Below are 25,522 nucleotides of genomic sequence, written 5' to 3'. Positions count from 1 at the left end.
ACCATCGACATGAGCGTATCCTTTCCTACCAGCGACGTTCGAAGCGGCGGCGCAGATAGACGGCGACGCCGTTCATCAGCACCAGGAAGACCAGCAGCACCATGATCGCCGCGCTCGTCTTCTCGACGAAGCCGCGCTCCGGGCTGTCGGCCCAGAGATAGATCTGCACCGGCAGCACCGTGGCGGCGTCGGTGACGCCGTGGGGCACGCCGACGATGAAGGCGACCATGCCGATCATGAGGAGGGGCGCCGTCTCGCCCAGCGCATGGGCCATGCCGATGATGGTGCCGGTCAGGATGCCGGGCATCGCCAGCGGCACCACATGATGCGTCACCACCTGCAGGGGCGAGGCGCCGATCCCGTACGCGCCCTCGCGGATCGAGGGCGGCACGGCCTTGAGCGCGGCGCGGGTGGCGATGATGATGATCGGCAGCGTCATCAGCGACAGCACCATGCCGCCGACCAGCGGGGCGGAGCGGGGCAGGCCGAAGAAGCCGATATAGACGGCCAGGCCGAGCAGGCCGAACACGATCGAGGGCACCGCTGCCAGATTGTTGATGTTGACCTCGATCAGGTCGGTCCACCGGTTCTTCGGCGCGAACTCCTCGAGATAGACAGCGGTCGCGACCGCCAGCGGGAAGGCCAGCGACAGGGTCACCAGCATGGTGAGCAGGGTGCCGACCACCGATCCGGCCACGCCGGCGAGCTCGGGCTCGCGGCTGTCGCCCGCGGTGAAGAAGCTCCAGTTGAAGCCATGCTCGACCCGGTCCTGCTGGCGCAGCTGGTCATACCAGCCGATCTGCTTGTCGGAGACGCGGCGCGCGCTCTCCGGCAGGTCGCGCGAGATGAAGCCCTTGGCCAGCATGTCGAAATCGGGGCCGATCGGGACCGAGACCGTGACCGTCTGGCCGATCAGGGAAGGATCGGCCTGGACCATCTTGCGGATCTGGGTATCGGCGCCGGAGCTGATCAACGAATTCAGGTCGCGCTTGTCTTCGCGGCTGGTGACGTCGGGGAAGAGCTGGCGCAGGCCATCGCGCAAGAGTTTGGTGTAATCGGCCTGCATGATCGCGTCGGGATCCTTGGTTCCCGCCGGGTCGATCACGGCGGGGTCGAGCGTCACCGCGAGACGGATGTCGGTGCGGTAGAAGGCGCTGTAGCCCTTGCCGACGATGGTGACGAGCAGCGCCCCCAGCATGCCGACGGCGACCAGCACGGCGACGATGCCGTAGATGCGGAAGCGACGCTCGGCCGCGTAGCGGCGCTTGAGCCGCGCTTGCGAGAGATCGGGACGCCGGACGGGCATGGCGGGGGCCGTGATCTCAGTCATATCTTTCCCGGTATTTGCGGACGACATGGAGCGCCACGAGGTTGAGGGAGAGCGTGACGAAGAACAGCACCAGGCCCAGCGCGAAGGCCGCGAGCGTCTTGGGGCTGTCGAATTCCTGATCGCCGACCAGGAGGGTCGCGATCTGCACGGTCACGGTGGTGACCGCCTGGAGCGGATTGGCGGTCAGGTTCGCGGAGAGGCCGGCCGCCATGACGACGATCATGGTCTCGCCGATGGCGCGCGACACGGCCAGCAGCACGCCGCCGGCGATGCCGGGCAGCGCCGCCGGGATCACGACCTGGCGGATGGTCTCGTTCTTGGTGGCGCCCAGCGCCGCCGAACCGTCGCGCAGGGACTGCGGCACCGCGTTCATCACGTCGTCGGAGAGCGAGGAGACGAAGGGCACGATCATGATGCCCATGACGAGGCCGGCCGCGAGCGCGCTTTCCGACGCGACCGACAGGCCCACGGCCTCGCCGACTTCGCGGATGAAGGGCGCCATGGTGAGGGCGGCGAAGAAGCCGTAGACCACGGTCGGGATGCCCGCCAGGATCTCGAGCACCGGCTTGATGAAGGCGCGGCCGCGGCGGCTGGCATAGTCCGACATATAAACGGCGACCAGCAGGCCGACCGGCACGGCGACCGCCATGGCGATGATCGTGATCAGCAGCGTGCCGGCGAAGAGCGGCACCGCGCCGAAGGCGCCCGAGCTGCCGACCTGGTCGGCGCGCATCGCCGTCTGCGGGCTCCATTGCAGGCCGAATAGGAAATCCCAGAACGGCACCGCGTGGAAGAAGCGCAGCGATTCGAAGAAGAGCGACATGACGATCCCGACCGTGGTCAGGACCGAAAGGGTGGAGCAGGCGATCAGCAGCACCATGACGATGCGCTCGACCCGGTTGCGCGCGCGCATGTCGGGCACCACGCGGCGCTGCGACCAGCCGAGGCCCAGGGTCGCCAGCGCCAGGACCGCGACGGCCAGAGCCGCGAAGCTGATCGTCTTCAGGCTCTTATAATGATCGACCGCGGCGACCACGGCCGGATCGATGGTGCGGTCGCCGACGCCATAGACCGCGATGTTGCGGATGTCGTTGAAGATCAGCCCCAGCTGCGCCTGGCCGCTCTCGATCATGGCGACGGGCAGATCGCGCACGATGATGGTTTCGAGGATGCGCGGCTCGAGCGCGATCCAGAGCCCGAACAGGATCAGCGCGGGCAGGCCGCACCAGAGCGCGACATAGGCGCCGTAATAGCTCGGCAGCGAATGCAGCTTCTTCCAGTTGCCGCCGGCGAGCGCGATCGAGCGGTTCTTGCCGAGCGTGAAGCCGATGACGGTGAGAAGGAGCAGGGCGGCGAGGATCGCGGTGGTCATGCGCTGGGAGCTCCCGGTTTCCTTTCGCCGATCTCGTTTCGATGCGCCAGGGTCCGCCGGCGCCGCGTCGTCGTTCCGCTGGGGAGGTCGGGAGGCCGGTCTCGATCGGATCGAAGCCGGCCGCCCTTCCCTGGCAAGCGGTCTTGGTCTTCAGTCGCTGCGGGCTAGCTGCCCATCGGCGTCAGGGCGATGGCCTTGGTCACTACGCCGGAACGCTCGCTGGTCGGCAGCGGGATCAGGCCCTTGTCGGCCAGATAGCCCTCGTCGCCCGAGGCCTTGTCGCTCATGAACTCGGCCACATACTCCTTGATGCCCGGGATCACGCCGACATGGGCGTTCTTCACATAGATGAAGAGCGGCCGCGACACTTCGTAGGAATGATCGGCGATGGTCTCGAAGCTGGGCACGACGCCATCCATCTTGCTGCCCTGGATCTTGTCGGCGTTCTGATCGAGGAAGCTGAAGCCGAAGATGCCCAGCGAATGCGGGTTGGCTTCGAGCTTCTGCACGATGAGATTGTCGTTCTCGCCGGCCTCGACATAGGCGCCGTCCTCGCGGACCGCCTGGCAGGCCTTCTTGGTCGCGTCGGCATCGAGGCCGAGCGGCTTGACCGAGGCTTCGCAGCCCTTGTCCATCACCAGCTCGACGAAGGCGTCGCGCGTGCCGGAGGTCGGCGGCGGGCCATAGACCTCGATCTTCTCGTTCGGGAAGGAGGGGTCGATGTCGGCCCAGGTCTTGTAGGGATTCTCCACCAGCTTGCCGTCGACCGGCACCTGCTTGGCGAGCGCCTTCCAGACCTGCTCGACCGTGAAGTTGAATTGCGGGCCCGACTTTGAGTTGGCGATGACGATGCCGTCATAGCCGATCTTGATCTCGGTGATCTCGGTCACGCCGTTCTGCTTGCAGGTCTCGATTTCGCTGGCCTTGATGGCGCGCGAGGCATTGGAGATGTCCGGCGAATCTTCGCCCGCGCCGGCGCAGAACAGCTTGAAGCCGCCGCCGGTCCCGGTCGATTCGACGACCGGCGTCTTGAACTTGCCGGTCTTGCCGAACTGCTCGGCGACGGCGGTGGAGAAGGGGAACACGGTGCTCGATCCGACGATGCGGATCTGGTCGCGCGCTTCGGCCGTGCCGGCCAGCGCGAAGACCGCGAGGGCTGCGGTCGCGGCGAGGATGCGGGAATGTTTCATGAGAAAGGGCTCCGTTGGCAGGGTGATGACCTTGCGAGTCACGATGACGATCCTCGGGGTTTCGAGCGGTCCGGGTCATGCCCGGTCGTCCCACCGACGAGCCGGCCCGGGGCCTCTTTCCCCGACGTCACGCGGCCGAACCTATTCGCCACCGCCAACAGAAATAATACAGATTTATGACAATCAGATGACACCGCCAGGATTTCCGCGGGTCATTCTTTAACCTATTGTGAATATTATGTTTTAGGCGAGGGTCCGGGCCGGCTTTCGGGCTTCCGCCAGGGGCAGATGGACCGTGAAGATCGATCCGACGCCGGGGGTGCTGTCGACCGACAGCCGGCCCCGGTGGCGGCTGACGATATGCTTCACGATGGCGAGCCCGAGCCCGGTTCCGCCGATATCCCGGGACCGGGCCTTGTCGACCCGGTAGAAGCGCTCGGTCAGACGCGGCAGATGCTCGCGCGCGATGCCTTCGCCCTCGTCGATGACGGCGATCGCCAGCGATGCGCGCCCGCCCGACCGGCGGCCGGGCAGCTCGACCGGCTCGCGCCAGCAGGCCACCCGCACCGCCGTGCCGGTCCGGCCATATTTGATGGCGTTGTCGATCAGGTTCTGGAACAGCTGGGTCAGCTCGTCGCGATCGCCCTGGACCGCGGGCATGCTGCCGAGATCCGAGAAGGCCTCGACGCCGGCGATCGGTGCGGGGGCGCCCAGCCGGATCGTCATGTTGCGCTCGGCGGCCTTCAACCCCAACGCATCGGCGAGCCCGCCCAGGATCGGGCCCAGCTCGGTTTCGCCGGTCGGCGGCTTATGCTCGTTGAGCTCGATGCGCGAGAGCGACAGCAGATCGGCGATGAGCCGGGCCATGCGCTGCGACTGCTGCTGCATGATAGCGAGGAAGCGCTCGTGCGCCTCTGGGTCGTCGCGCGCCGGTCCCTGCAGGGTCTCGATGAAGCCGATCAGGCTCGCCAGCGGCGTGCGCAGCTCATGGCTGACATTGGCGACGAAATCCGCGCGCATCTGATCGGTGCGTCGCGCGGCCGTCATGTCCTGGATGGCGATGAGGGCCAGGAGCTGATCGGCCTCCCCCACCAGAGGCTCGACGCGCGCGCGCAAGACTCGCTCCACCGGCACCGGGAACACCAGCTCGACCTCGCGGCCGGGACCGCCTTCCAGCACCGCCTCGACCGCGTCGATCAGCGCCGGATGTCGGACCATGGCCGAGAGATCGCGGCCCACGGCGTTGCGGCCGAACTGGCTTTCCGCGGCAGCGTTGGCCTGGATCACATGGCGCTCGCCATCGACCAGCAGCACCGGATCGGGCAGGGCCTGGAGCACCCGGTCGGCCACCGCCGGCGCCGGCGGTTCGACAGGGGCGGGCTCGGGCGGGGGCTCCACGGGCACGGGCACGACCGGCGGCTCAATCCGCTTCAGGCCCCGGCGCCAGGCATAAATCCCCAGGCCTGCCAAAAGGATCGCGAAGCCGGCGCCGATCAGGGCCGGCCCGATCGCCAGCCAGCCGCCCGCGGCCAGCAGCAGCAGGAGCAAAAGGGGCGTCAGGATCGCCACCCCCGTCACACGCCAGATATCGCCAGGCCCGAGTTGCATCGTCTCCGTCGCGAGCGGCTTCGCCTCGTTCATGCCAACGGCCGCAGCCGGCCGGCCGATCGGCTCTTTGCCGGCCGGCGCGTCGCTTGTATAAAACATTTATGGGATGGATGCGCGCACCGATGCTGGCCCTCGCCAGCGTCCTGCTTGGCTTGACGGCGCTGGCGATCAGCGGTGCCCGGGCCGACGACACTTCGACCACCCGCTATTCCGCCTGGCAGGGCGGGGCTTCCAATCCGCAATTGCAGGCCTTCGCCGCCAAGCTGAAGCAGATGGTGGACGAGGCCGACAAGGCCAAGGCCGCCGATCCGCTCTTCATCCAGGATCTGCGCGACCTGATCGCCTCGGCCTCGGCACCGGCAGCCCCGGCGACGCCCGCGGTCCAGCCGACATTGCGTCTCTTTTATGACAATTTCCAGGACGGCAACTACACCTCCAACCCAGCCTGGAAGGTGACGGCCGGCATCTGGACCGTGGATGTGCTCGGCAACAACACCGGCCTCAAGAGCACCATCATTCCGCCGGGCCAGACCTCCAGCCAGAACCTCAAGCTGAACGACGTGCTGGGCGCGCTGCTGCAGCCGCAGAACAACCAGACCACGACCAACGCGACCTACGCCTCGATCTACACCACGGTCACCATCTCCAACGTCTTCAAGGCCCGGCTCGATCTGATCTCGAAGGAGAAGTTCGGACGGCTCGATTTCGGCCCCTATCAGGGCCCCGGCGGCAGCACCGCCTACCGCGTCACCTATTTCCCGGGCGGCAATCCGAGCCTGGCGCTGCAGCGGGTCACGAGCCAGGCCACCACGACCATCGGCAGCTACGCCAAGCCGCTGGCGCTCGAAGGCGACAAGCTCCATTCGATCGAGCTCCTGCGCGACGGCGCGGGCGTCATGACCGTGTCGGTCGACGGCAAGGCGCTGATCACGGTCACGGACACGGCGATCACCAAGCCCTTCGACGGCTTCCTGATCATCAACAGCGGCGGCCGCTACGCGATCCGGTCGGTGACGATCGACGGCACCAACTAAGCCGGCGCCATGAAGAAGGGATTTCGCCAGCTGCTGGAGGAGGCCAACGCCGAGATCCAGACGCTCGCCGTGACCGAGGCGCTGGCGCTCCACGGCGACAAGGACGTGCTGTTCGTCGATCTGCGCGATCCGCGCGAACTGGAGAAGGAAGGCCGCATCCCGGGCGCGTTCCACTGTCCGCGCGGCATGCTGGAATTCTGGATCGATCCCGAGAGCCCCTATCACCGCAAGGCTTTCGCCGAGCCCAAGCGGTTCGTCTTCTTCTGCGCCGGCGGCTGGCGCTCGGCGCTCGCGGCCAAGGCCGCGCAGGATATGGGGCTGGAGAAGGTCGCCCATATCGAGGGCGGCTTCGGCGCCTGGCGCAAGGCGGGCGGGCCGGTCGAACCGGTCCCGCCGCACGCCTGAGGCTTCGAGGATTTAGCGGACCGCCGCCAGACCGGCGAGCGCCGCCGCCGTCAGCAGATCCGACACCGTGGCGCCGGCCTGGACGATCTGGGCGGGCTTGGAGAGACCCATCAGCACCGGGCCGATCACGGTGCCGCCCAGCTGCTGCATCAGCTTGGCCGAGATGTTGGCCGAATGCAGCGCCGGCATGACCAGGATGTTGGCCGGGCCCTTGAGGCGGGAGAACGGATAGAGCCGGCGCATCAGGTCGAAATCGAGGGCCACGTCGGCCTGCATCTCGCCCTCATACTCGAAATCCACTTTTCGTTGATCGAGCACCGCGACCGCCTCGCGGATTCGTTCGGCCTTCTCGCGCGGCGGATTGCCGAAATTCGAGAAGGACAGCAGCGCCACCCGGGGCTCATGGCCGATCCGCCGCGCGGCCGCGGCGCTCTGGATCGCGATATCGGCCAGCTGCTCGGGGGTGGGGAGCTCGTTGACCGAGGTGTCGGCGATGAAAACGGTGCGTCCCTTGGCAAACACCATGGAAAGCCCGAGGAGCTGCTCGTTCGGCCTCGGATCGATCACCCGCGTCACATCGTCCAGCGCGTCGGAGAAGCTGCGGGTGATGCCGGTCACCATCGCATCGGCATCGCCTTGCGCCACCATGCAGGCGGCGAAGATGTTGCGGTCCTGGTTGACCAGCCGCTGGCAGTCACGGAACAACAATCCCTGGCGCTGCATGCGCCGATAGAGGAACTCGGTGTATTGCGCATTGTGCTTGGAGAGCCGGGCATTGTGGATCTCGAGCCCGTCGATATCGCCCAGGCCGCCGGATTTGAGGGTTTCCTGGATGCGCTCCTCACGCCCGATCAGGACCGGCGTGCCATAGCCCGCATTGCGGAAGGCGAGCGCCGCGCGGATCACGCGCTCCTCTTCGCCTTCGGCGAAGACCACGCGGCGCGGATTGGCATGGAGCTTCTCGAAGATCAGATGCAGGCCGGCCGCGGTCGGATCGAGCCGGGCCGAAAGCTCGGACTCGTAGTTCCGCATGTCGATGATCGGCTTGCGCGCCACGCCGCTGTCCATCGCGGCGCGCGCCACGGCGGCCGGGATGCGCGATACCAGGCGCGGATCGAACGGCACCGGGATGATGTATTCCGGGCCATAGCGCAGCCGGCGGCCGGCATAGGCGGCGTCGACCTCGTCGGGCACGTCCTCGCGGGCGAGATCGGCGAGGGCGCGCGCGGCCGCGATCTTCATCGGCTCGTTGATGGTCGAGGCGCGCACGTCGAGCGCGCCGCGGAAGATATAGGGGAAGCCCAGGATGTTATTGACCTGGTTGGGATAGTCCGAGCGGCCCGTGGCGACGATGGCGTCCGCGCGCACCGCCCGGACTTCCTCGGGCGTGATCTCGGGATCGGGATTGGCCATCGCGAAGATGATCGGCTTTTGCGCCATGTTCCTGACCATGTCGCCGGTCATGGCGCCTTTGGCGGAGAGGCCGAGGAATATGTCGGCGCCCTTGATCGCCTCCTCGAGCGTGCGCAGCTTGGTGTTCGCCGCATGGGCCGACTTCCACTGGTTCATGCCCTTCTCGCGGCCCTGATAGATCACGCCCGCGGTGTCGCACAGGATCACGTTGTCATGCGGCATGCCCATCGACTTGATCAGCTCGACGCAGGCGATGGCGGCCGCGCCCGCGCCGTTCACCACCATCCGCGCCGTCTTGAAATCGCGCCCCGTGAGATCGAACGCGTTGATTAGGCCCGCCGTGGTGATGATGGCCGTGCCGTGCTGATCGTCATGGAAGACAGGAATCTCCATGAGCTCGCGCAGGCGCTGCTCGATGATGAAACATTCCGGCGCCTTGATGTCCTCGAGATTGATGCCGCCGAAGGAGGGCCCCAGGAACCGCACGCAATTGATGAATTCGTCCACATCGTGGGTGTCGACCTCGAGGTCGATCGCGTCGATATCGGCGAAGCGCTTGAAGAGGACGGCCTTGCCTTCCATCACCGGCTTGGAGGCGAGCGCACCCAGATCGCCCAGACCCAGCACGGCGGTGCCGTTCGAGATCACCGCGACCAGATTGCCCTTGGCCGTGTAGTCATAGGCCGCTGCCGGGTCCTTGTGGATCCTGAGGCAGGGAAAAGCCACGCCCGGCGAATAGGCCAGCGACAAATCCCGCTGTGTCGTCAGAGGCTTGGTGGGCTGGATCGCAATCTTGCCCGGTCTGCCGCTGGAATGCAGCAGGAGGGCTTCCTGCTCGGTGATGCTCAATCGATCGTCCAAGGTGTGGCTGCGCCTCCCGCGCTCACGGTCCACCCGAACGCCAAGGCTTGCATGTTTGGCCGGCGCTTGACTAGCGGGTCAAACGCCGTACAGCCGGCTGAACAGCGCGCGAAGACCTGTATTGTCGCGCAAATCTAGCGGGATCGATGGCTTCAGTGATCGAGGAAGTCGTTGCGGTCGAACAGCGCGACCAGCTCGATGCCGTCCTTCGCGAAAGCGGCTTCCGCGCCTTCCAGACGATCGACGATGGTGACGACCTTGCGCACCTTGGCGCCGCGCTCGCGCACCGCGTTCACCGCCTTGAGCGAGGAGCCGCCGGTGGTGGTGACGTCCTCGAGCACGATCACGTCGGCGCCGTCCCTGAACTGGCCGTCGACCAGCTTGTTGGTTCCGTGGCCCTTGGGCTCCTTGCGCACGAAGAAGCCCTTGAGCGGACGCCTTGCTCCCACGCTCTTGACGCAGACCGCGGTCGCGATCGGCACCGCGCCCAACTCGAGTCCGCCGACGAACTCGACGTTGTCGCCGGCGATGGCATCGAGGATCAGCTCGCCCACGAGCGAGGCCCCCTCGGGATCGAACAGCGTCTTCTTCATGTCGAAGAACACGCTGCTCTGGGCGCCGGAGGCGAGCTTGAATTCGCCGCCGGTGAGGAGCGATTCGCGGCGGATGATGGCCTTGAGCTGGTCGAACTGGGCCTTTGTCTCGGGCCGGCGGCGGGCAAGCGCCATGGGGGTTGATCCTCCGGAAAAACCGCGCCACAACCCTGGCTGCGGTTGAGTTGCCGATGCTGCGCCGACAGGCGCAAGTTGGGCGGCAACCTACACGCGCCGCCCGCCCCCTGTCATGAGGGGAACCGTCGCTTTTTATGGGAATCCGCGACTCCGAACCGATGTCCCTGACCCGTCCGCCCCGCGATCACCGAGAGCCTGCCGGCGGCGAGCCCGACGCGCCCGAGGATCCGGCTGCGCTGATCGCGGCCGAGGGCGGCGCCACGCCGCTGATGGCCCAGTATCTCGCCATCAAGGCGCAGAACCGCGACTGCCTGCTGTTCTACCGGATGGGCGATTTCTACGAGCTGTTCTTCGAGGACGCGGTCAGGGCCTCGGCCGCCCTCGACATCGCGCTCACCAAGCGCGGCAAGCATGACGGCCAGGACATCGCCATGTGCGGCGTGCCGGTCCATGCCGCCGACGCCTATCTCGCCCGGCTGATCCGCCAGGGCTTCAAGGTCGCGGTCTGCGAGCAGATCGAGGATCCGGCCGAAGCCAAGAAGCGCGGCTACAAAGCCGTGGTGAAGCGCGACGTGGTGCGCGTGGTGACGCCGGGCACCCTGACCGAGGACACGCTGCTCGACGCGCGCCGGCATAATTATCTGGCGGCGCTGGCCGATGCCGCCGGCGGGCTGGGCCTGGCCTGGCTCGACATCTCGACCGGCGATTTCCAGCTGCAGCCGGTCGAGCCGCGCGACCTGGCGGCGGTGCTGGCGCGGCTCTCGCCGGGCGAGCTGCTGCTGCCAGAGCGGCTCCTGGCGCAGGGGCCGGTGCGCGACCAGCTCGGCGACTGGACCTCGATCCTCTCGCCGCTGCCGTCGAGCCGCTTCGACAGCGAGGCCGCGCGCCGGCGGCTGGAAGCGCTCTATGGCGTCAAGGCGCTCGATGCCTTCGGCAGCTTCGAGCGCGCCGAGATCGCGGCCGCCGGCACGCTGATCGATTATGTCCAGCTGACCCAGCGCGGAAAGCTGCCGCGGCTCTCGACGCCGCGACGCCTGGCGCGCGGCACGGTCATGGAGATCGATGCGGCGACAAGGCGCAATCTGGAACTCACGGAAACCTTGTCGGGCCAGCGCGAAGGCTCGCTGATCGCGGCCATCGATCGCAGCGTGACGGGTGCGGGCGCGCGGGCGCTGGCCGCGGCGCTGGCGGCCCCCTCGACCGAGCCCGCGATCATCGCGGCGCGGCTCGACATGGTGGAGCGGCTCGTCGCCGACGGCCATCTGCGCGACGATCTGCGCGCGCTGTTGCGCCGCGCGCCCGACATCGAGCGCGCGCTGTCGCGCCTGATCCTGGGCCGCGGCGGCCCGCGCGATCTGGCGGCGTTGAAAGCCGGCCTCGCCGTTGCCGGCGAGATCCGCGCGCTGCTGAACCGCGAGACCGATCTGCCGGCGGGGCTGGCCGCCGCCGCGCGCCACCTGGGCGATCACGGCGGTCTGGTTCAGCTGCTGACGCAGGCGCTGGCAGCCGAGCTGCCGATCCTCATCCGCGACGGCGGCTTCATCGCCGCGGGCTATCACGCCGAACTCGACGAGCTCAGGACCCTGCGCGACCACAGCCGGCGTCTGATCCTCGACCTCGAGACGCGCTATCGCAACGAGACCGCGACGCCCTCGCTCAAGATCCGGCACAACAATGTGCTGGGGTATTTCGTCGAGACCACGGCGACCCACGCCGACAAGATCAAGGAGAACGGCCTCTTCATCCATCGCCAGTCGATGGCCTCGGCGATGCGCTTCACCACGGTCGAGCTGGGCGAGCTCGAGCGCAAGATCGCCTCGGCCGCCGACAAGTCGCTCGCGATCGAGCTGCAGCTGTTCGAGGCGCTGGTGGAGAAGGTGCGCGGGGCAGGCGATGCGATCGCGGACGCGGCGCGGGCGCTCGCCCTGACCGACCTGACGGCGGGCCTCGCGGCCCTCGCTTCCGAACGCGGCTATTGCCGGCCGGTGGTGCTGGAAGATCAGAGCTTCGCGATCGAAGGCGGGCGCCATCCCGTGGTCGAGGCCGCGCTCGAGGCCAAGGGCGACACGCGCTTCGTGCCCAACGATTGCGATCTGGGCCCCGAGCGCCGGCTCTGGCTCCTGACCGGGCCCAACATGGCCGGCAAATCGACCTTCCTGCGCCAGAACGCGCTCATCGCCATCCTGGCGCAGATAGGGAGCTTCGTGCCGGCGGCGCAGGCCCGCATCGGCGTGGTCGACAGGCTCTTCAGCCGCGTCGGCGCCGCCGACGATCTCGCCCGCGGCCGCTCGACCTTCATGGTCGAAATGGTGGAGACCGCCGCCATCCTCAACCAGGCGGGCCCGAAGGCGCTGGTGATCCTCGACGAGATCGGCCGCGGCACCGCGACTTTCGACGGGCTCTCGATCGCCTGGGCCACGGTCGAGCATCTGCACGAGGTCAATCGCTGCCGCGCCTTGTTCGCGACGCATTATCACGAGCTGACCTCGCTCGCGGCCAAGCTACCGGCCCTCGCGCCCTACACCATGCGCGTCAAGGAATGGCAGGGCGAGGTGGTGTTCCTGCATGAGGTGGCGCCGGGTGCCGCCGACCGTTCCTACGGCATCCATGTCGCCAAACTCGCCGGGCTGCCGGCGGCGGCGGTCGCGCGCGCCGAAGCGGTGCTGACGCTGCTCGAGCAGGGCCAGCAGGCGGGTGCGCTCGCCAAGCTCGCGGACGATCTGCCGCTGTTCTCGGCCGCGGCCGCGCGCGCCGCGCCGGGCGGACTGGCGGAGCCGCGCCCGCTCGACAGCGCGCTCGCGGAACTCCATCCCGACGAGATCACCCCCAAGGAAGCGCTCGAAGCGCTCTATCGCCTCAAGGCTCTGCTCGCTTCCTCCTGATCGTTTCTCGGCGAACGATTCCGAGACCGGTTTTCCGGGACGGCCCGGTTGCGCCAAGGCGCCGCGTTTCCGGTCATTGATTCCGCATCGCGTGGCACTCGGTCCCGCGCCGGCGCTGCCGCTCAGGACGGCGGCGCCGGTGCCGCCATCTCCATCTTCCGCGGGCTGGGGCTGTTGTCGCCGAGATAGATGCGGACGACCGTCTGCTGCCAGCGGGCGCGATAAGCGGCCATGTCCGGGACCTTGATCAGGGCCTTGGTCCGCACCTCGTCGCGCTGCGGGCTGTTGGGCGCGCCGCCGAAGATCGGAAATCCGATGCCGAAGCTGGGCTGGACGCCCGAGCTCGATCCGCCGCTCACGCCCACGCCGAAATTGAATCCAGACGAGCCGGTGTCCTGCGCGTGGATGGTTTCCCGGTCGAGCTGAAAGGCGTCGGCCAGGCTGCCGTCCGGCGCCACCAGCTGGACCCGGTCGGCGGCCTGGGCGTCGCGGATCGAGACCTCGATCGTGTCGGGGCGGTCGATCAGGAACTTGGCCGTCACCGGCAGCAGGATGCCGCCCGCCCCCTGGTCGATCGAGGGCGACCCCGGCTTGTTCGACGAGGGGGACGAGGTCGCTGTCTGCGGCAGGGGGGCCGGCGCCATGGGCTGCGAGCCGACGGTCGGCGCCGTCTGGGCGGCTTCGGAACCCATCGGCGTCGCGGCGGTGCTGTCATAGGCCGAGGCGTTGGGCGACTGGCCGGGCGACAGGGTCGCGGCCGGCGGGGGCGGCTTGTCGTCGGCGCAGGCCGCCAGGGCGAAACAGACCATCAGCGCCGGCGCGATGGCGCGCCATCGCGAGAACGGGGTCGGCTGGGCAGAGGGGGATGGCATGAGGATGGGCCCTGTCTGGCGAAGGCTCATATCCGCGATTTCCTGCCCAGTATGAGCGCTCCGGGCTGCGCAATCACCAGTTGGTGTCAAACGCCCCCTGCGGCAATGGGTTCCGGGCGGAAGCGGCACCGGTCCCGATTTGGCGGGAAGGAGGCCGACGCCCTATAATGGCGCGATGGGAGAAATCTCCGATCCCCGCAAGGTCATCGACCGGCGCAAGCTGACCGTGGAGCTGGCGGCGCTGGCCGACGAGGGCAAGCTCGATGAGGCCGCGGTTTCCCGGGTGCTGAAAGCGGCGCTCGCGGAAGGCCGCGCCGAGGTGCGGCGGCGCTTCGACGCCACCGGCGACGGGCGCATGGCGGCACGCACCCTTTCCTATCTCATGGATCAGATCATCCGCGCGCTCCATGACGCGGCGACGCAGCTGGTGTTTCCGCTGGCCAACCCCTCGACCGGCGAGCGCCTCGCCGTGGTTGCGGTCGGCGGCTATGGCCGCGGCGAGCTTGCCCCCCATTCCGACATCGATCTCCTGTTCCTGCTGCCCTACAAGCGCACGCCCTATGTCGAGCAGGTGATCGAATACATGCTCTACCGGCTCTGGGATCTGGGCCTCAAGGTCGGACATTCGGTGCGCTCGGTCGATGAGTGCATCCGCCAGGCCAAGAACGATCTCACCATCCGCACGGCCCTGCTCGAAGCGCGCTATATCTGGGGCGAGCAGGCGCTCAATCAGGATCTGCGCGCCAAGTTCCTCAAGCAGATCGTGGCCGGCACGGGGCCCGCCTTCGTCGAGGCCAAGCTTGCCGAGCGCAAGGCGCGCCACAAGCGCATGGGCGATTCGCGCTACTCGCTCGAAGCCAACATCAAGGACGGCAAGGGCGGCTTGCGCGACCTCCACACGCTCTTCTGGATCGCGAAATATCTCTATCGCGTCGAGGATGTGGCGACGCTGATCGATCGCGGCGTCTTCACGGCCGAGGAGGTGCGGCGCTTCGAAAAGGCCGAGGCCTTCCTCTGGTCGCTGCGATTCCATCTTCACTACCTGGCGGACCGGCCCGAGGAGCGGCTGACCTTCGATCTGCAGCCGGAGCTGGCGCGCCGCATGGGTTATACCGACCATGCCGGCTCGCGCGGCGTCGAGCGGCTGATGAAGCATTACTTCCTCATCGCCAAGTCGGTGGGCGACCTGACGCGCATCTTCTGCGCCGTGCTCGAGGCCCAGCATCAGAAACGATCGCTGCTGTCGCGCGCGCGGTTCGGCCTGTTCCAGCGCGAGATCGAGGGTTTCCCGGTCGATGGCGACCGGCTGGCGGTCGCCGACGCGGACGCCTTCGTGAAGGATCCGGTCAATCTGCTGCGCCTGTTCGAGGTGGCGCAACGTCACGATCTCGATATCCATCCGGCGAGCCTCCGGCTCATCACGCGCAATCTGAAGCTGGTGGATGCCAAGCTGCGCGCCGACCCCGAGGCCAACCGGCTCTTCGTCGCGATGCTGACCTCGAAGAAGGGGCCGGAGATCACGCTGCGCCGCCTCAACGAGGCCGGCGTCTTCGGGCGCTTCATGCCGGATTTCGGCCGCGTCGTGGCGCAGATGCAGTACGACATGTATCACCACTTCACGGTCGACGAGCACACCATCTTCGCCATCGGCATCCTGTGGAAGATCGAGCAGGGGCTGATCAAGGACGAGGTGCCGATCGCGAGCGAGGTGGTGCATCTGGTGCAGTCGCGCCGCGTGCTCTATCTGGCGGTGCTGCTGCACGACATCGCCAAGGGGCGCGGCGGCGATCATTCGGAGCTGGGCGCCGACATCGCGCTCAAGCTCGGGCCCCGGCTGGGCTTCACCGATGAAGAGACCGAGACCGTCTCCTGGCTGGTGCGCTACCACCTGATCATGAGCAACACCGCCTTCAAGCGCGACATCGACGATCCCAAGACGATCCAGGATTTCGTCGCCGCGGTGCAATCGCTCGAACGGCTGCGGCTGCTGCTGGTGCTGACGGTGGCCGACATCCGCGCGGTCGGACCCAAGGTCTGGAACGGCTGGAAGGCGCAGCTGCTGCGCGATCTCTATTGGCGCGCCGAGGAGCTGATCTCGGGCGGGCTCATCGCCGTGAAGCGCGAGGAGCGGGTCAAGGTCGCGGTCGACGCGCTGCGCAGCGAGCTCGGCGACTGGACCGATGCCGCCTTCGCCGCCCATGTGGCGCGCGGCACGCCCTCCTATTGGCTGGCCTACGACAAGGAGACGCTGGCGCGCCATGCGCGGCTGGTCGAGCGCGCGGAACGCGCCGGCGATGCGCTGGCCCTCGACACCCGCATCGACCATTGGCGCGCGGTCACGGAAGTGACGGTCTATACCGCCGACCGGCCGGGCCTGTTCGCGCGGCTCGCGGGTGCGCTGGCGCTGGCCGGCGCCAACATCGCGGCCGCCGACATCTTCACGCTCGCCAACGGCAAGGCGCTCGACAATTTCCAGGTCCAGGACGGCGAAGGCCGCGAGATCGAGCGGCCCGAGGATCTGAAGCGTATCCGCCAATGCCTGGAACGGATGCTGGCGGACGACGAGCCGGCGCCGCCCGACCTGGTGTTTCCGCCTTCGCCCCTGGGCCGGCGCACCGAGCTCTTCAATGTGGCGCCGCGCGTGCTGATCGACAACAAGGGCTCGGCCGAACACAGCCTGATCGAGGTCAATGGCCGCGACCGGCGCGGCCTGCTCTATGGGCTGACCAAGGCGCTCGCCGCCCAGAAACTGCAGATCATGTCGGCCAAGGTCTCGACCTTCGGCGCGCGGGCCGTGGACGTGTTCTATGTGAAGGACAAGTTCGGCCTCAAGGTCGAGGGCGATGCCCGCCTCAAGCCGATCCGCGACGCGCTGATGGCCGTGCTCGAGGAGGGGGAGGCCAAGACATCGTCGCCCCCGGCCGCGCCTTCGCCAAGCGACCCCGACAGCGACTCGGCCGCGGCCGAGTAGGGCACGCGGCTTTAGGGAATCCTACGCCGCCAGATCAGGTGTTCGAAGTTTCAAGTTCACTTGTGCAAGGTGCTCGGACAAGGATTTGAGGACAGCCGACTCTATATTTACATAAGCGGCAACCAATAGCTCTGGAATCGCCTCCGCCGAGGGAGCGCTCCACGCGATGACATTCCCTCTGCGATCCTTACGTTGCCGTTTCTGGAAGATTGAGTAGAAACGTTGAGATCCGATTCCCTTGAACTGCTCGAAGGAGACCTTTGGGCCGGCAACCCGACTATCTCCTTCGATCTCGATGGAATCGGGATACAGCTCGCCAGCCAGACTCTTTGCATAAGGCTCAACATAGACAACACGTTTAATGCCGGCGGCTACTATGTGCCTAGCGCAAATGTGGCATGGAAAAGTTGTTGTGAAGAGAGTCGCGCCCTTTACTGGAATACCGTTCCTTGCGGCAGTACTGAGAGCATGCATTTCAGCATGGACGACTCGACCAAACTCAAGGATGTCCATTATAGAGGAATCGTGCATCAAGCCGGATTTGCCATCGAGCGATTCTTCGACAAGTGCAGACACGTCTTTATTGCAATGCCCATCGCTGAGCCAGCCACCGTCTTTCAATCGTCGAAAGACGTCAGAGAGAATTTGGCGCTTTACCTTTGTACTCGGGTCATAGCCAAGCTTGAAGTCCCGTAAATCAAAGGTATCTTCTGGCCAGTACGCCCCGCCGAAAGCCTTTGGCACTTCATTGCAGCTTGCGGCGACTACGTCGCCTCCTTCATTCGCAATCACCACCCCCACTTGCCTTGAGAGATCAGCCGATCTCAGCGCGGCCGATCGAGCGAGATAGACGCCGTATTCGTCCAGTGTTGGGGTAATGAAGGAATTCCCAAAGAATGCTTCGATGAACCGCCTACATGTCTGTCTTACGGTTTCCGGAGAACTTGCGTTGATAACTACGTCGGCCAACGGAAACGTTTCGCGGACTCGCTGCCCACAAGTAATCTCTTCTTCGGCATCGTCTCTGACGATTAGTTCAACGGCCTTGGCTTGATAGTAGTCGCCGCGTCTCTCGTGCGAATATGACTCTGAAATTTTGTCGGTTAAGGAGAGTTCGCGGAGCCTTCTTGGACAGTGAGCGGAAATTTGCACAAAGCACGGTCCGTACACCCGTCGCAGTGCAGAAATCTCTTCCGGTCGTTTGAACTGATGAAGGATGTAGGCAGTTCGAGAGGCAGGAACTTTTCGATCGCCGGTAATTTCGCTTCTGGCCCGCCGAATTGCAGCGATGCTCATGAGTGCCAGGATATCTTGTCGCTGAGTGATTTTTCGGAGCTCATTGCCGGCATCGATATAGCTTTTGTAGTAAGCTTCCAGAGGCCGCCTAACGAGACGAAAATCATGCTCAAAAGACTCAAAGCAGTCGGTAATTTTGATCCGCTTTGCGACGTACCGAACATTGGCAAGTTCTTGGCTCAGAACCTCTGCCACGAGCTTTAGGTCCGCACCAATGGGGCCTACGAGCCCGAAGACCAGTTCCTGGCCTTTCAATGGCGTTAAAAACTCACTTGTTTCGCTAATCTCAGCCATATCCGATTCCTTTAATATGGTTACTCAACCTGAGATAGTAAATTGTGTCAAAAAAATGGGCGAAAGAATCGCCTCAGAATCATTGTTTCCTGGAAAGGGGAATCTGTCAACGCGATCGAAAACGTGGTATCGAGTCGTTGCTTATGCATCCTTAGATAGAGAGACTGGCGATGGCTCAAAGCAATACCAACAAATATAGCTGGTTACGCGAAGAGCTGGACGCGGCCGTACAGGATGTAAATGGCTGGGACCGAGGGTTAAGGCGGGAGAAGTTGCCCGTAGAGGAAGCGCCAAAATCGGCGCGACTCGGTACAGACCATAGGTTGCGTACACAAGACAGCGAGCCACCAGATCAAAAGTAAGTCGAGTTTCCCGCCAAAGCGCGAGGACTCTGCAGAACTCCGACTCCTCAAGGGAACAATAGCGTTTCCTGAGAGCTTGGGCGCCGCGGTTTTCCTATGGCGCTGATCGGCTCGATCGTCAAAGTCGGCTCTCTCACCGGCGTCAGCCGCGCGGGCGGCTTCCTGCGCGACATCCTGATCGCCCATGCGCTGGGCACCGGGCCCATCGCCGACGCCTTCTTCGTGGCGATGCGCTTCCCCAACCTGTTCCGCCAGATGTTCGCCGAGGGCGCCTTCAACGCGGCCTTCGTGCCGATGTTCGCCGGCCGGCTCGAGCAGCAGGGGCCGGCCGCGGCCAAGGCCTTCGCCGAGCGCGTGATGTCGGTCCTGCTGTTCTGGCTGCTGCTCTTCACCATCGGCGCGCAGTTCGCGATGCCCTGGCTGATGTGGATCATCGCGCCGGGGTTCACCGAGGATCCGGTCAAGTTCGGCTATGCGGTGCAGTTCACGCAAGTGACCTTCCCCTATCTCCTGTTCATGTCCCTGACGGCGCTCCAGGGCGGCATCCTCAACTCGCTCCATCGCTTCGGCGCGCCGGCGGCCGCCCCCATCCTGCTGAACGTGGTGATGGCAGGCGCTCTCATCTTCGTGGTGCCCTTCACCGGACGCCCGGGCCTGGTGCTGGCCTGGTCGGTCGCGGCCTCGGGCCTCTGCCAGTTCATCTGGCTGGTCTTCTCCTGCAACCGCGCCGGCATGGTGCTGTCGCTGCCGATGCCGCGCATCGATCCCGAGATCAAACGGCTCTTGAAGCTGATGGTGCCGGGGCTGCTCTCGGGCGGCGTCACCCAGATCAACATCGTGGTCGGCACCATCATCGCCACCAGCTTCCCGGCGGCCGTCTCCTATCTCTATTACGCCGACCGCGTGTTCCAGCTGCCGCTGGGCATCATCGGTGCCGCCGTCGGCGTGGTGCTGCTGCCGACGCTCACGCGCTCCTTGCGCGCCGGCCGGCATGACGTCGCGATGCATAATCTCAATCGCTGCGTCGAATTCTCGATGACGCTGATCATTCCGGCGACGATGGCGCTGCTGGCCATCCCGGTCGCGATCATGACCACGCTGTTCGAGCGCGGGGCCTTCGATGCCGAGGCCAGCCACGCCTCGGCCTGGGCGCTCGCCGCCTTCGCCGCCGGCCTGCCGGCCTTCGCCCTGGTCAAGGCCTTCGCCCCCTGCTTCTTCGCGCGCGAGGACACCACCACGCCCTTCCGCGTCGCGCTGATCGCGGTCGCGGCCAATGTGGCGCTCAGCGTCGGGCTGTCGCAGACCATCGGCTTCATCGGCATTCCGATCGCCACCACCCTGGCGACGACGCTCAACGCCACGCTTCTCGGCGCGAAGCTCTTCCGGCTCGAGCATTTCGTGATGGACGCGCGGCTGAAACGCCGCCTGCCGCGCATCTTCCTCGCCAGCCTCGGGATGACGGCGATCCTGCTGGGGACGACCTGGGCGATCGACCCCTTCATCGCCGCCGGCGGCTGGCTGAGGCTGATCATGCTGGTGGTGCTGGTGACGGTCGGGCTCGTCGCCTATGCCGGGCTGGGCCTGTTGTTCGGCGCCTTCGCCCGTTCCGATTTCTCCAAGGCGCTCTCGCGCAAGAAGGGCACAACGCCTGCTGTCGCCGCACCGGCAACGCCCGACAGGGACGCCGGCGGCGAGGCCTGATCCGGCGCGGGGCTCACTCGTTGCGCAGATGCGGTGCTGCCGGCGTGGAGAGCGCGCGCCAGGTGCCGCCCAGTCCGATCAGCAGCGCCAGCGCGGCACCGCCCAGCGCGATCGCAAAGACGGTGGGGCCCGAGAAGCTCCACTCGTTCTCCATGCCATAGGTCACGAGGACCCAGGAGGCGATCGAGCCCAGCAGGATCGCGAGCAATCCGGTGACCAGCCCCAGCAAGCCCTGCTCCAGCAGGAAGGCGCGGGCGAGATCGCGCCGCGTGGCGCCCAGCACCTTGAGCACGACCGCCTCATAGATCCGGCGCCGCTCCTCCGCCAGCACGGCGCTCGCCAGAACCAGGAGGCCGGAGGCCAGCGCCAGCCCGGCGGTCGCGGTGATGGCGGCGCCGACGGCGCTCAAGATCCCGTCGACCGCGGCCAGCGCATCCTTGACCCGGATGGTCGAGACATTCGGGAACTGCGCCGCCACCGCATGGGCCAGCGCCGCTTCGCTTTCGGGCGGCAGGCTCGCGGTGGCGAGCCAGGTGGCGGGCGCGCCGGCGAAGCTGCCCGGCGAGAACACCATCACGAAATTGATGGTGAGATCGGTCCAGCGGATGGCGCGGATGCTGGCGACCTCGGCCGTGATCTCGCGGCCCAGCACGCTGATGGTGACATGGTCGCCGGGCTCGAGGCCCAGGGCCGCGGCCGCTTCCTCCTCGAAGGAGACCAGCGGCGGGCCCTGATAGTCGGCCGGCCACCAGTGGCCCGCGGTCAGGCGGCTGCCCTCCGGCAGACTGTCGGACCAGGTGAGGCCGCGGTCGCCCTGCAGCACCCACTGCTGGTCCTTCGGCACCGTCAGCTGATCGGCCGGCGTGCCGTTCACCGCGGCGATGCGTCCGCGCAGCATCGGCACCTCGCGGAAGGCGGTGAGGCCCGGCGTGCGGCCCACCGTGGCGCGGAGGGGCTCGGCCTGATCGTTCTGGATATCGATGAAATAGAAGGCGGGTGCCACCGCCGGCAAGGTCTGGGCGATCTGCCGGTGCAGGCTGCCCTGCGCCAGCACCACCACGACCAGCACTGTCAAGCCCAACCCCAGCGACAGCACCACGCTCGTGGTGGGCGCACCGGGCCGCGCCAGATTGGCGAGCGCCAGACGCAAGGCCGGATGGCCTTTCTGGCGGCGTGCCAGATACTGCGCCAGCCGTCCCAGCGCCTGGGCCAGGACGCGAAACAGCAGATAACAGAGCGCGGCCGCGACCACAAAGCCCAACGCCAGCAGCTTGTCGGCCGAGACCAGCACGGTGAAACCGGCGAGGACGAGACAGATGCCGCCCAGCAGCAGCCGGTCGCGCAGATCGATCGAGCGCGGCGCGGTGGCACGGAAGAGATCGGCTGCCGGCACCCTGCGCGCGCGGGCCAGGGGGAGGAAGGCGAAGGCGAGGGCCGCGAGCAGGCCCAGGGCCGCCGCTTCCGCCAGGGGCAGCGCATGGATCGCGGCACGGAACGGCACGCTGAAATGGGCGGCGAGGAACGGCGCCGCGATATAGGGGGCGGCGGCACCCACCATCAAGCCGATGAAGACGCCGCCCGCGGCCAGGCCCAGCACCAGCGCCAGATAGAGCCTTGCGATCAGGCCTGCGCTGGCGCCCAGGCATTTCAGGGTCGCGATGGTCGTGCGCTTGCCTTCGAGATAGGCGCCGACCGCATTGGCGACACCCACGCCGCCGATGAGAAGGGCGGCCAGGCCCACGAAATTGAGAAAAAGCGCGGCACGTCGCGCGAAGCTCTTGATGCCGGGGCCGGCATCGCTCGGCGTGCGCACGCGGAAATCCGAATTGGGAAATTCGGCGCGCACCGCCTTGGCAAGCGCGTCCGGTCTTTCCGTGGCCGTCGGCGGCAGCGACAGGCGCGTCTCGTAATAAACCAGGCTGCCCGGCACCAGCAGGTCCGTCGCCGGCAACGCGTCCTCGGCGATCATCAGGCGGGGCCCGAGCGAGAAGACGGTGGCGCCGCGATCGGGCTCGGTAACGAGATGGGCTGTCAGGATGAATTCCTCGGCGCCGAGCTTGATGCGATCGCCGATATGGACGCCGAGGCGATCGAACAGCGCCGGATCGGCCACGGCACCGCGCGCACCGTCATGCGAGGCCAGGGCCTCGGCGAGTTGTTGCGGCGGATCGAGATCGACCTGTCCCACGAGAGGATAGGGCGCATCGACCGCCTTGAGCTCGACCAGCAGCGGCGCCGCGTCGCCGGTGACGGGCCGCACCATGCTGCGCGTCTCGACCAGGGTAGAGGTCAGGCCGCGCGCCTGGAGGAAGGAAAGCGTGTCGGGCTCGAGCGGACGATAGACGCGCCGCAATTCAAGATCGCCGCCGAGGAGACGCGTGGCATCGGCCGCGATGCCCGCTTCGAGACTCGCCGCGAGCGAGCCCACGGCCGCGACGATCGCCACACCCAGCGCCAGGCAGGCCAGGAACAGGCGAAAGCCGGCGATCCCGCCCCGAAGCTCGCGCCAGGCGAAACGCAGCGCCAGCAGCTGGGGCCCCCGGCTGGCGCGTGCGGACAAGACCAGGCTATCAACCATGAGTCATGCTACCCAGGGCCGGTCCGTCGATCAGCCGGCCTTCGACCAGTCTCAATCGCCGCCCGCAACGCAAGGCCAGGGCGGGATCGTGCGTGATGAGAAGGAGGGTGGTGCCGCGCCGCGCGACCTCGGCGAACATGAGATCCATCACCGCATGTCCAGTATCCGGATCGAGATTGCCGCTGGGTTCATCCGCTAAAAGTAACCGAGGTTCGCAGGCGAAAGCGCGGGCCAACGCGACCCGCTGCTGTTCGCCACCGGACAACTCCCCCGGGTAATGCGACAGGCGCCGTCCGAGCCCGACAGCGGTCAGTTCCTCGCGGGCGCGCACGAAAGCGTCGGCACGTCCCGCAAGCTCCAGCGGCACCGCGACATTTTCCAATGCGGTCATGGTCGCGATGAGATGGAACCCCTGGAACACGATGCCGACGCGGTCGCGTCGGAAGCGGGCGAGGGCATCTTCGTTAAGGGGCCCAAGCTCGACATCGTCCACCCGCACCCGGCCGCCGGTGGGTCGCTCCAACCCGGCAATCACCATCAGCATGCTGGTTTTTCCTGATCCGGAAGGCCCTTCCACGGCAATCGTCTCGCCCGCCGCCACCGCGAGATCGAGGCCGCGCAATACGTTGACCTTTCGCTCCTGGCTACCCAAACTTAGCTCAATGGCTTCCAGTCGAATCATGGGTTCCGCTTCCGCTGTTGTCGACGCCGGTCATGGTCGTCCTTACGAGGGTGGCCGTCGGGACCCCCCTCATTTTGCGCGACGTGCTTTCTTTGCGCTGATCTTGTCATCGGCGCTCGGCTCGCTCGCGCTGCCCGTAATGGCTGCAGAACCCCTGCGGATCCTGGCGTTCGGCGACAGCCTGACCTCGGGTTATGGCCTGCCCGATGCGGACAGCTTTCCCTCGCAGCTCGAACGCGCGCTGATCGCGGCGGGCGAGAATGTGAAGCTCATCAATGGCGGCGTCGCGGGCGACACCTCGGCCGGCGGTCTCGCGCGGCTCGACTGGACGCTCGCCGACAAGCCGGACCTGGTGCTGCTCGAGTTCGGTGCGAATGACGGCCTGCGCGGTCTCGATCCGGCGGCGACGCGCGAGAACATCGCCGCGATGTTGACGCGCCTGGCGCAAGACCGGATCCCGACGTTGCTGATCGGCATGAAGGCGCCGCGCAATCTGGGCGCCGACTATGTCGCGGCGTTCGATCCGCTCTATGAGGATCTGGCGCGCCAGTTCCAGGTGCCGCTGGTTCCTTTCTATCTCGACGGTGTCGCCGGCGATCCGGCGCTCAACCAAAGCGATGGCATTCATCCGAACGCCGCCGGGGTGGCGACGATCGTGAAACGCATAGCGCCCGAAGTCATCGCGCTCATCAAGGCGCGCAAGGAAAGCGATTCGGGCTGAGACGACGCAGGCGAGGGGATGCAAGCGATGGCGGTCTTTCGTGCCGCACATGCAGCCGGGGGCGATTGGAGGTCGTTGGTCGCTCAGATCTCGGAACGGCTGGACGTGGCGGCTCATGGCGACAATATCGGGCTGCTTTACGCCACCGACTATCTGGCACGACATCTGGGCGAGATTCTGACCGAACTTCGGCAATCGACCGGCATCGCCGATTGGGTCGGCACCGTCGGGATCGGCATCGGGGCCAAGCTCGCGGGCGAGGCTGCGGTCGGTCATTTCGACCAGCCGGCCCTGGTGGCCATGGTGGGGCGTCTGCCGCCCGACAGTTTCCGCGTATTCGAACCGGTTCATGGCGCCTTCGGTGCCTTCCGCCGTGAATATGGGGATTGGCTGGCCCGCGCTCACCCCCTGCTCGGCATCGTTCATGGCGATCCCCGCAATCCCCTGGCGCCCTCGATCGTCACCGATCTGGCCGAGGTGACCGGCAGCTTCCTGGTGGGCGGCATGACCTCCTCGCGCGCCGGGATCTTCCCGCAAGTGGCGCAGCGCGTGGTCGAAGGCGGTTTCTCCGGCGTGCTCTTCGCGGCCGGCGTGGGGGCGGCGACCGGCCTCACCCAGAGTTGCGCGCCCATCGGCCCGCCGCACCGGGTCACCGGCGCGGCGCGCAATCTGCTGACGGAGGTGGATGGCCGCCCGGCGCTGGCCGTGCTGAAGGAAGAGCTGGCGCCCCATTCGGAGGCCAGCCTCGAACGGATCGGCTGGGATTGCTATGTCGGGCTCGAAGATCATATCGGCACCGGCACCAGCCTGATGGCCCATGGCATCCTCGGCGCCGATCCCGATCGCGGCTGGCTGGCGCTCGACCGGACGGTGCAGATCGGCGCCAACCTCTCCTTCATGCGGCTCTCGCGCGAAGCGGCCGAGGCCGATCTGCGCGCCATGCTGGCCCGCGTCGTTCCGCAAGGGCAGAGAACCGCGAAGGGGGCCGTCTATTTCTCCTGCACGCGGCGCGGCCCGCAATTGTTCGGCTCGGCGGAGGAGGAGTTCGGCATCATCGGCGGCAGCCTGGGGGCGGTGCCGGTGATCGGATTCTTCGGCTCCGCCGAGATTTGCTACAACCGCATCCGCAGCTTCACCGGCGTGCTCGCGGTGTTCTTCTAGCGGCCGGAACGGCGCTTTCGGTCAGGACAGGCCTGCTGACTGTTGCAGAGTTAAGACA

The 25,522-nt window shown here is 66.6% G+C and carries 17 protein-coding genes; 7 read left to right on the top strand and 10 right to left on the bottom strand.

Features of this window, described 5'->3' with window-relative positions; all coding sequences use genetic code 11:
- Positions 1–25: 25 nt before the first annotated feature.
- The 4 genes from pstA to FRZ44_RS25410 form a co-directional block, all read right to left on the bottom strand.
- Positions 26–1,330 carry a phosphate ABC transporter permease PstA gene (gene pstA, locus FRZ44_RS25425; protein WP_151179819.1) on the bottom strand — a complete coding sequence of 435 codons (1,305 nt, stop codon included), beginning with the start codon at positions 1,328–1,330 and terminating at the stop codon, positions 26–28.
- Positions 1,323–2,702 (bottom strand): phosphate ABC transporter permease subunit PstC, encoded by a 1,380-nt coding sequence (gene pstC, locus FRZ44_RS25420; protein ID WP_151179818.1) that lies wholly within the window; start codon positions 2,700–2,702, stop codon positions 1,323–1,325. Before pstC ends, pstA begins: the two co-directional genes overlap by 8 nt.
- 164 nt (positions 2,703–2,866) lie before the next feature.
- Positions 2,867–3,892 carry a PstS family phosphate ABC transporter substrate-binding protein gene (locus FRZ44_RS25415; RefSeq protein WP_151179817.1) on the bottom strand — a complete coding sequence of 342 codons (1,026 nt, stop codon included), beginning with the start codon at positions 3,890–3,892 and terminating at the stop codon, positions 2,867–2,869.
- A gap of 243 nt (positions 3,893–4,135) precedes the next feature.
- Positions 4,136–5,599: an ATP-binding protein gene (locus FRZ44_RS25410; protein ID WP_225308444.1), complete on the bottom strand. Its 1,464-nt coding sequence runs from the start codon at positions 5,597–5,599 to the stop codon at positions 4,136–4,138.
- Positions 5,600–5,622: 23 nt separating this feature from the next.
- On the opposite strand from FRZ44_RS25410, the gene FRZ44_RS25405 reads away from it, so the two are divergent.
- Together FRZ44_RS25405 and FRZ44_RS25400 are read left to right on the top strand one after the other, a co-directional pair.
- Entirely contained in the window at positions 5,623–6,534 is a 912-nt protein-coding gene (locus tag FRZ44_RS25405) for a hypothetical protein (RefSeq protein ID WP_151179816.1), read from the top strand.
- Positions 6,535–6,543: 9 nt separating this feature from the next.
- Positions 6,544–6,939: a rhodanese-like domain-containing protein gene (locus tag FRZ44_RS25400; RefSeq protein ID WP_151179815.1), complete on the top strand. Its 396-nt coding sequence runs from the start codon at positions 6,544–6,546 to the stop codon at positions 6,937–6,939.
- A gap of 12 nt (positions 6,940–6,951) precedes the next feature.
- Here FRZ44_RS25400 and FRZ44_RS25395 read toward each other — a convergent pair whose 3' ends face one another.
- Together FRZ44_RS25395 and pyrE are read right to left on the bottom strand one after the other, a co-directional pair.
- Entirely contained in the window at positions 6,952–9,213 is a 2,262-nt protein-coding gene (locus tag FRZ44_RS25395) for an NADP-dependent malic enzyme (protein ID WP_151179814.1), read from the bottom strand.
- A 152-nt stretch (positions 9,214–9,365) separates the two neighbouring features.
- The gene (gene pyrE / locus FRZ44_RS25390; protein WP_151179813.1) at positions 9,366–9,941 is read right to left on the bottom strand and encodes an orotate phosphoribosyltransferase; all 576 of its coding nucleotides are present in this window, start codon (positions 9,939–9,941) and stop codon (positions 9,366–9,368) included.
- A gap of 161 nt (positions 9,942–10,102) precedes the next feature.
- On the opposite strand from pyrE, the gene mutS reads away from it, so the two are divergent.
- Entirely contained in the window at positions 10,103–12,826 is a 2,724-nt protein-coding gene (gene mutS, locus FRZ44_RS25385) for a DNA mismatch repair protein MutS (RefSeq protein ID WP_151179812.1), read from the top strand.
- 122 nt (positions 12,827–12,948) lie between these two features.
- On the opposite strand, the gene FRZ44_RS25380 is transcribed toward mutS, so the two are convergent.
- A complete protein-coding gene (locus FRZ44_RS25380) occupies positions 12,949–13,698 on the bottom strand; it encodes a hypothetical protein (protein WP_151179811.1) in 750 nt (249 codons plus the stop codon).
- Positions 13,699–13,873: 175 nt separating this feature from the next.
- Between FRZ44_RS25380 and FRZ44_RS25375 the strand changes: the two genes are divergently transcribed.
- The gene (locus FRZ44_RS25375; RefSeq protein ID WP_151179810.1) at positions 13,874–16,669 is read left to right on the top strand and encodes a [protein-PII] uridylyltransferase; all 2,796 of its coding nucleotides are present in this window, start codon (positions 13,874–13,876) and stop codon (positions 16,667–16,669) included.
- Between the two features lie 21 nt (positions 16,670–16,690).
- On the opposite strand, the gene FRZ44_RS25370 is transcribed toward FRZ44_RS25375, so the two are convergent.
- Positions 16,691–18,259 (bottom strand): anti-phage dCTP deaminase, encoded by a 1,569-nt coding sequence (locus FRZ44_RS25370; protein ID WP_151179809.1) that lies wholly within the window; start codon positions 18,257–18,259, stop codon positions 16,691–16,693.
- Positions 18,260–18,717: 458 nt separating this feature from the next.
- Here FRZ44_RS25370 and murJ point away from each other — a divergent pair, with 458 nt between their 5' ends.
- Positions 18,718–20,322 carry a murein biosynthesis integral membrane protein MurJ gene (gene murJ, locus FRZ44_RS25365; RefSeq protein WP_151179808.1) on the top strand — a complete coding sequence of 535 codons (1,605 nt, stop codon included), beginning with the start codon at positions 18,718–18,720 and terminating at the stop codon, positions 20,320–20,322.
- Positions 20,323–20,335: 13 nt separating this feature from the next.
- Here murJ and FRZ44_RS25360 read toward each other — a convergent pair whose 3' ends face one another.
- Positions 20,336–22,900 (bottom strand): ABC transporter permease, encoded by a 2,565-nt coding sequence (locus FRZ44_RS25360; protein WP_151179807.1) that lies wholly within the window; start codon positions 22,898–22,900, stop codon positions 20,336–20,338.
- Positions 22,893–23,582 (bottom strand): ABC transporter ATP-binding protein, encoded by a 690-nt coding sequence (locus FRZ44_RS25355; protein WP_151179806.1) that lies wholly within the window; start codon positions 23,580–23,582, stop codon positions 22,893–22,895. Before FRZ44_RS25355 ends, FRZ44_RS25360 begins: the two co-directional genes overlap by 8 nt.
- Positions 23,583–23,721: 139 nt before the next feature.
- Between FRZ44_RS25355 and FRZ44_RS25350 the strand changes: the two genes are divergently transcribed.
- Positions 23,722–24,303, top strand: a complete 582-nt coding sequence (locus FRZ44_RS25350) for an arylesterase (protein ID WP_225308443.1) — start codon at positions 23,722–23,724, stop codon at positions 24,301–24,303.
- 75 nt (positions 24,304–24,378) lie between these two features.
- Positions 24,379–25,464, top strand: a complete 1,086-nt coding sequence (locus tag FRZ44_RS25345; protein ID WP_191908296.1) for an FIST signal transduction protein — start codon at positions 24,379–24,381, stop codon at positions 25,462–25,464.
- The last annotated feature ends 58 nt before the right edge of the window (positions 25,465–25,522 follow it).

This window comes from Hypericibacter terrae, assembly GCF_008728855.1.
GTDB lineage: Bacteria > Pseudomonadota > Alphaproteobacteria > Dongiales > Dongiaceae > Hypericibacter > Hypericibacter terrae.
The sequence above is the reverse complement of the archived record's forward strand: the minus strand, read 5'-3'. Positions and strand labels throughout refer to the sequence as shown.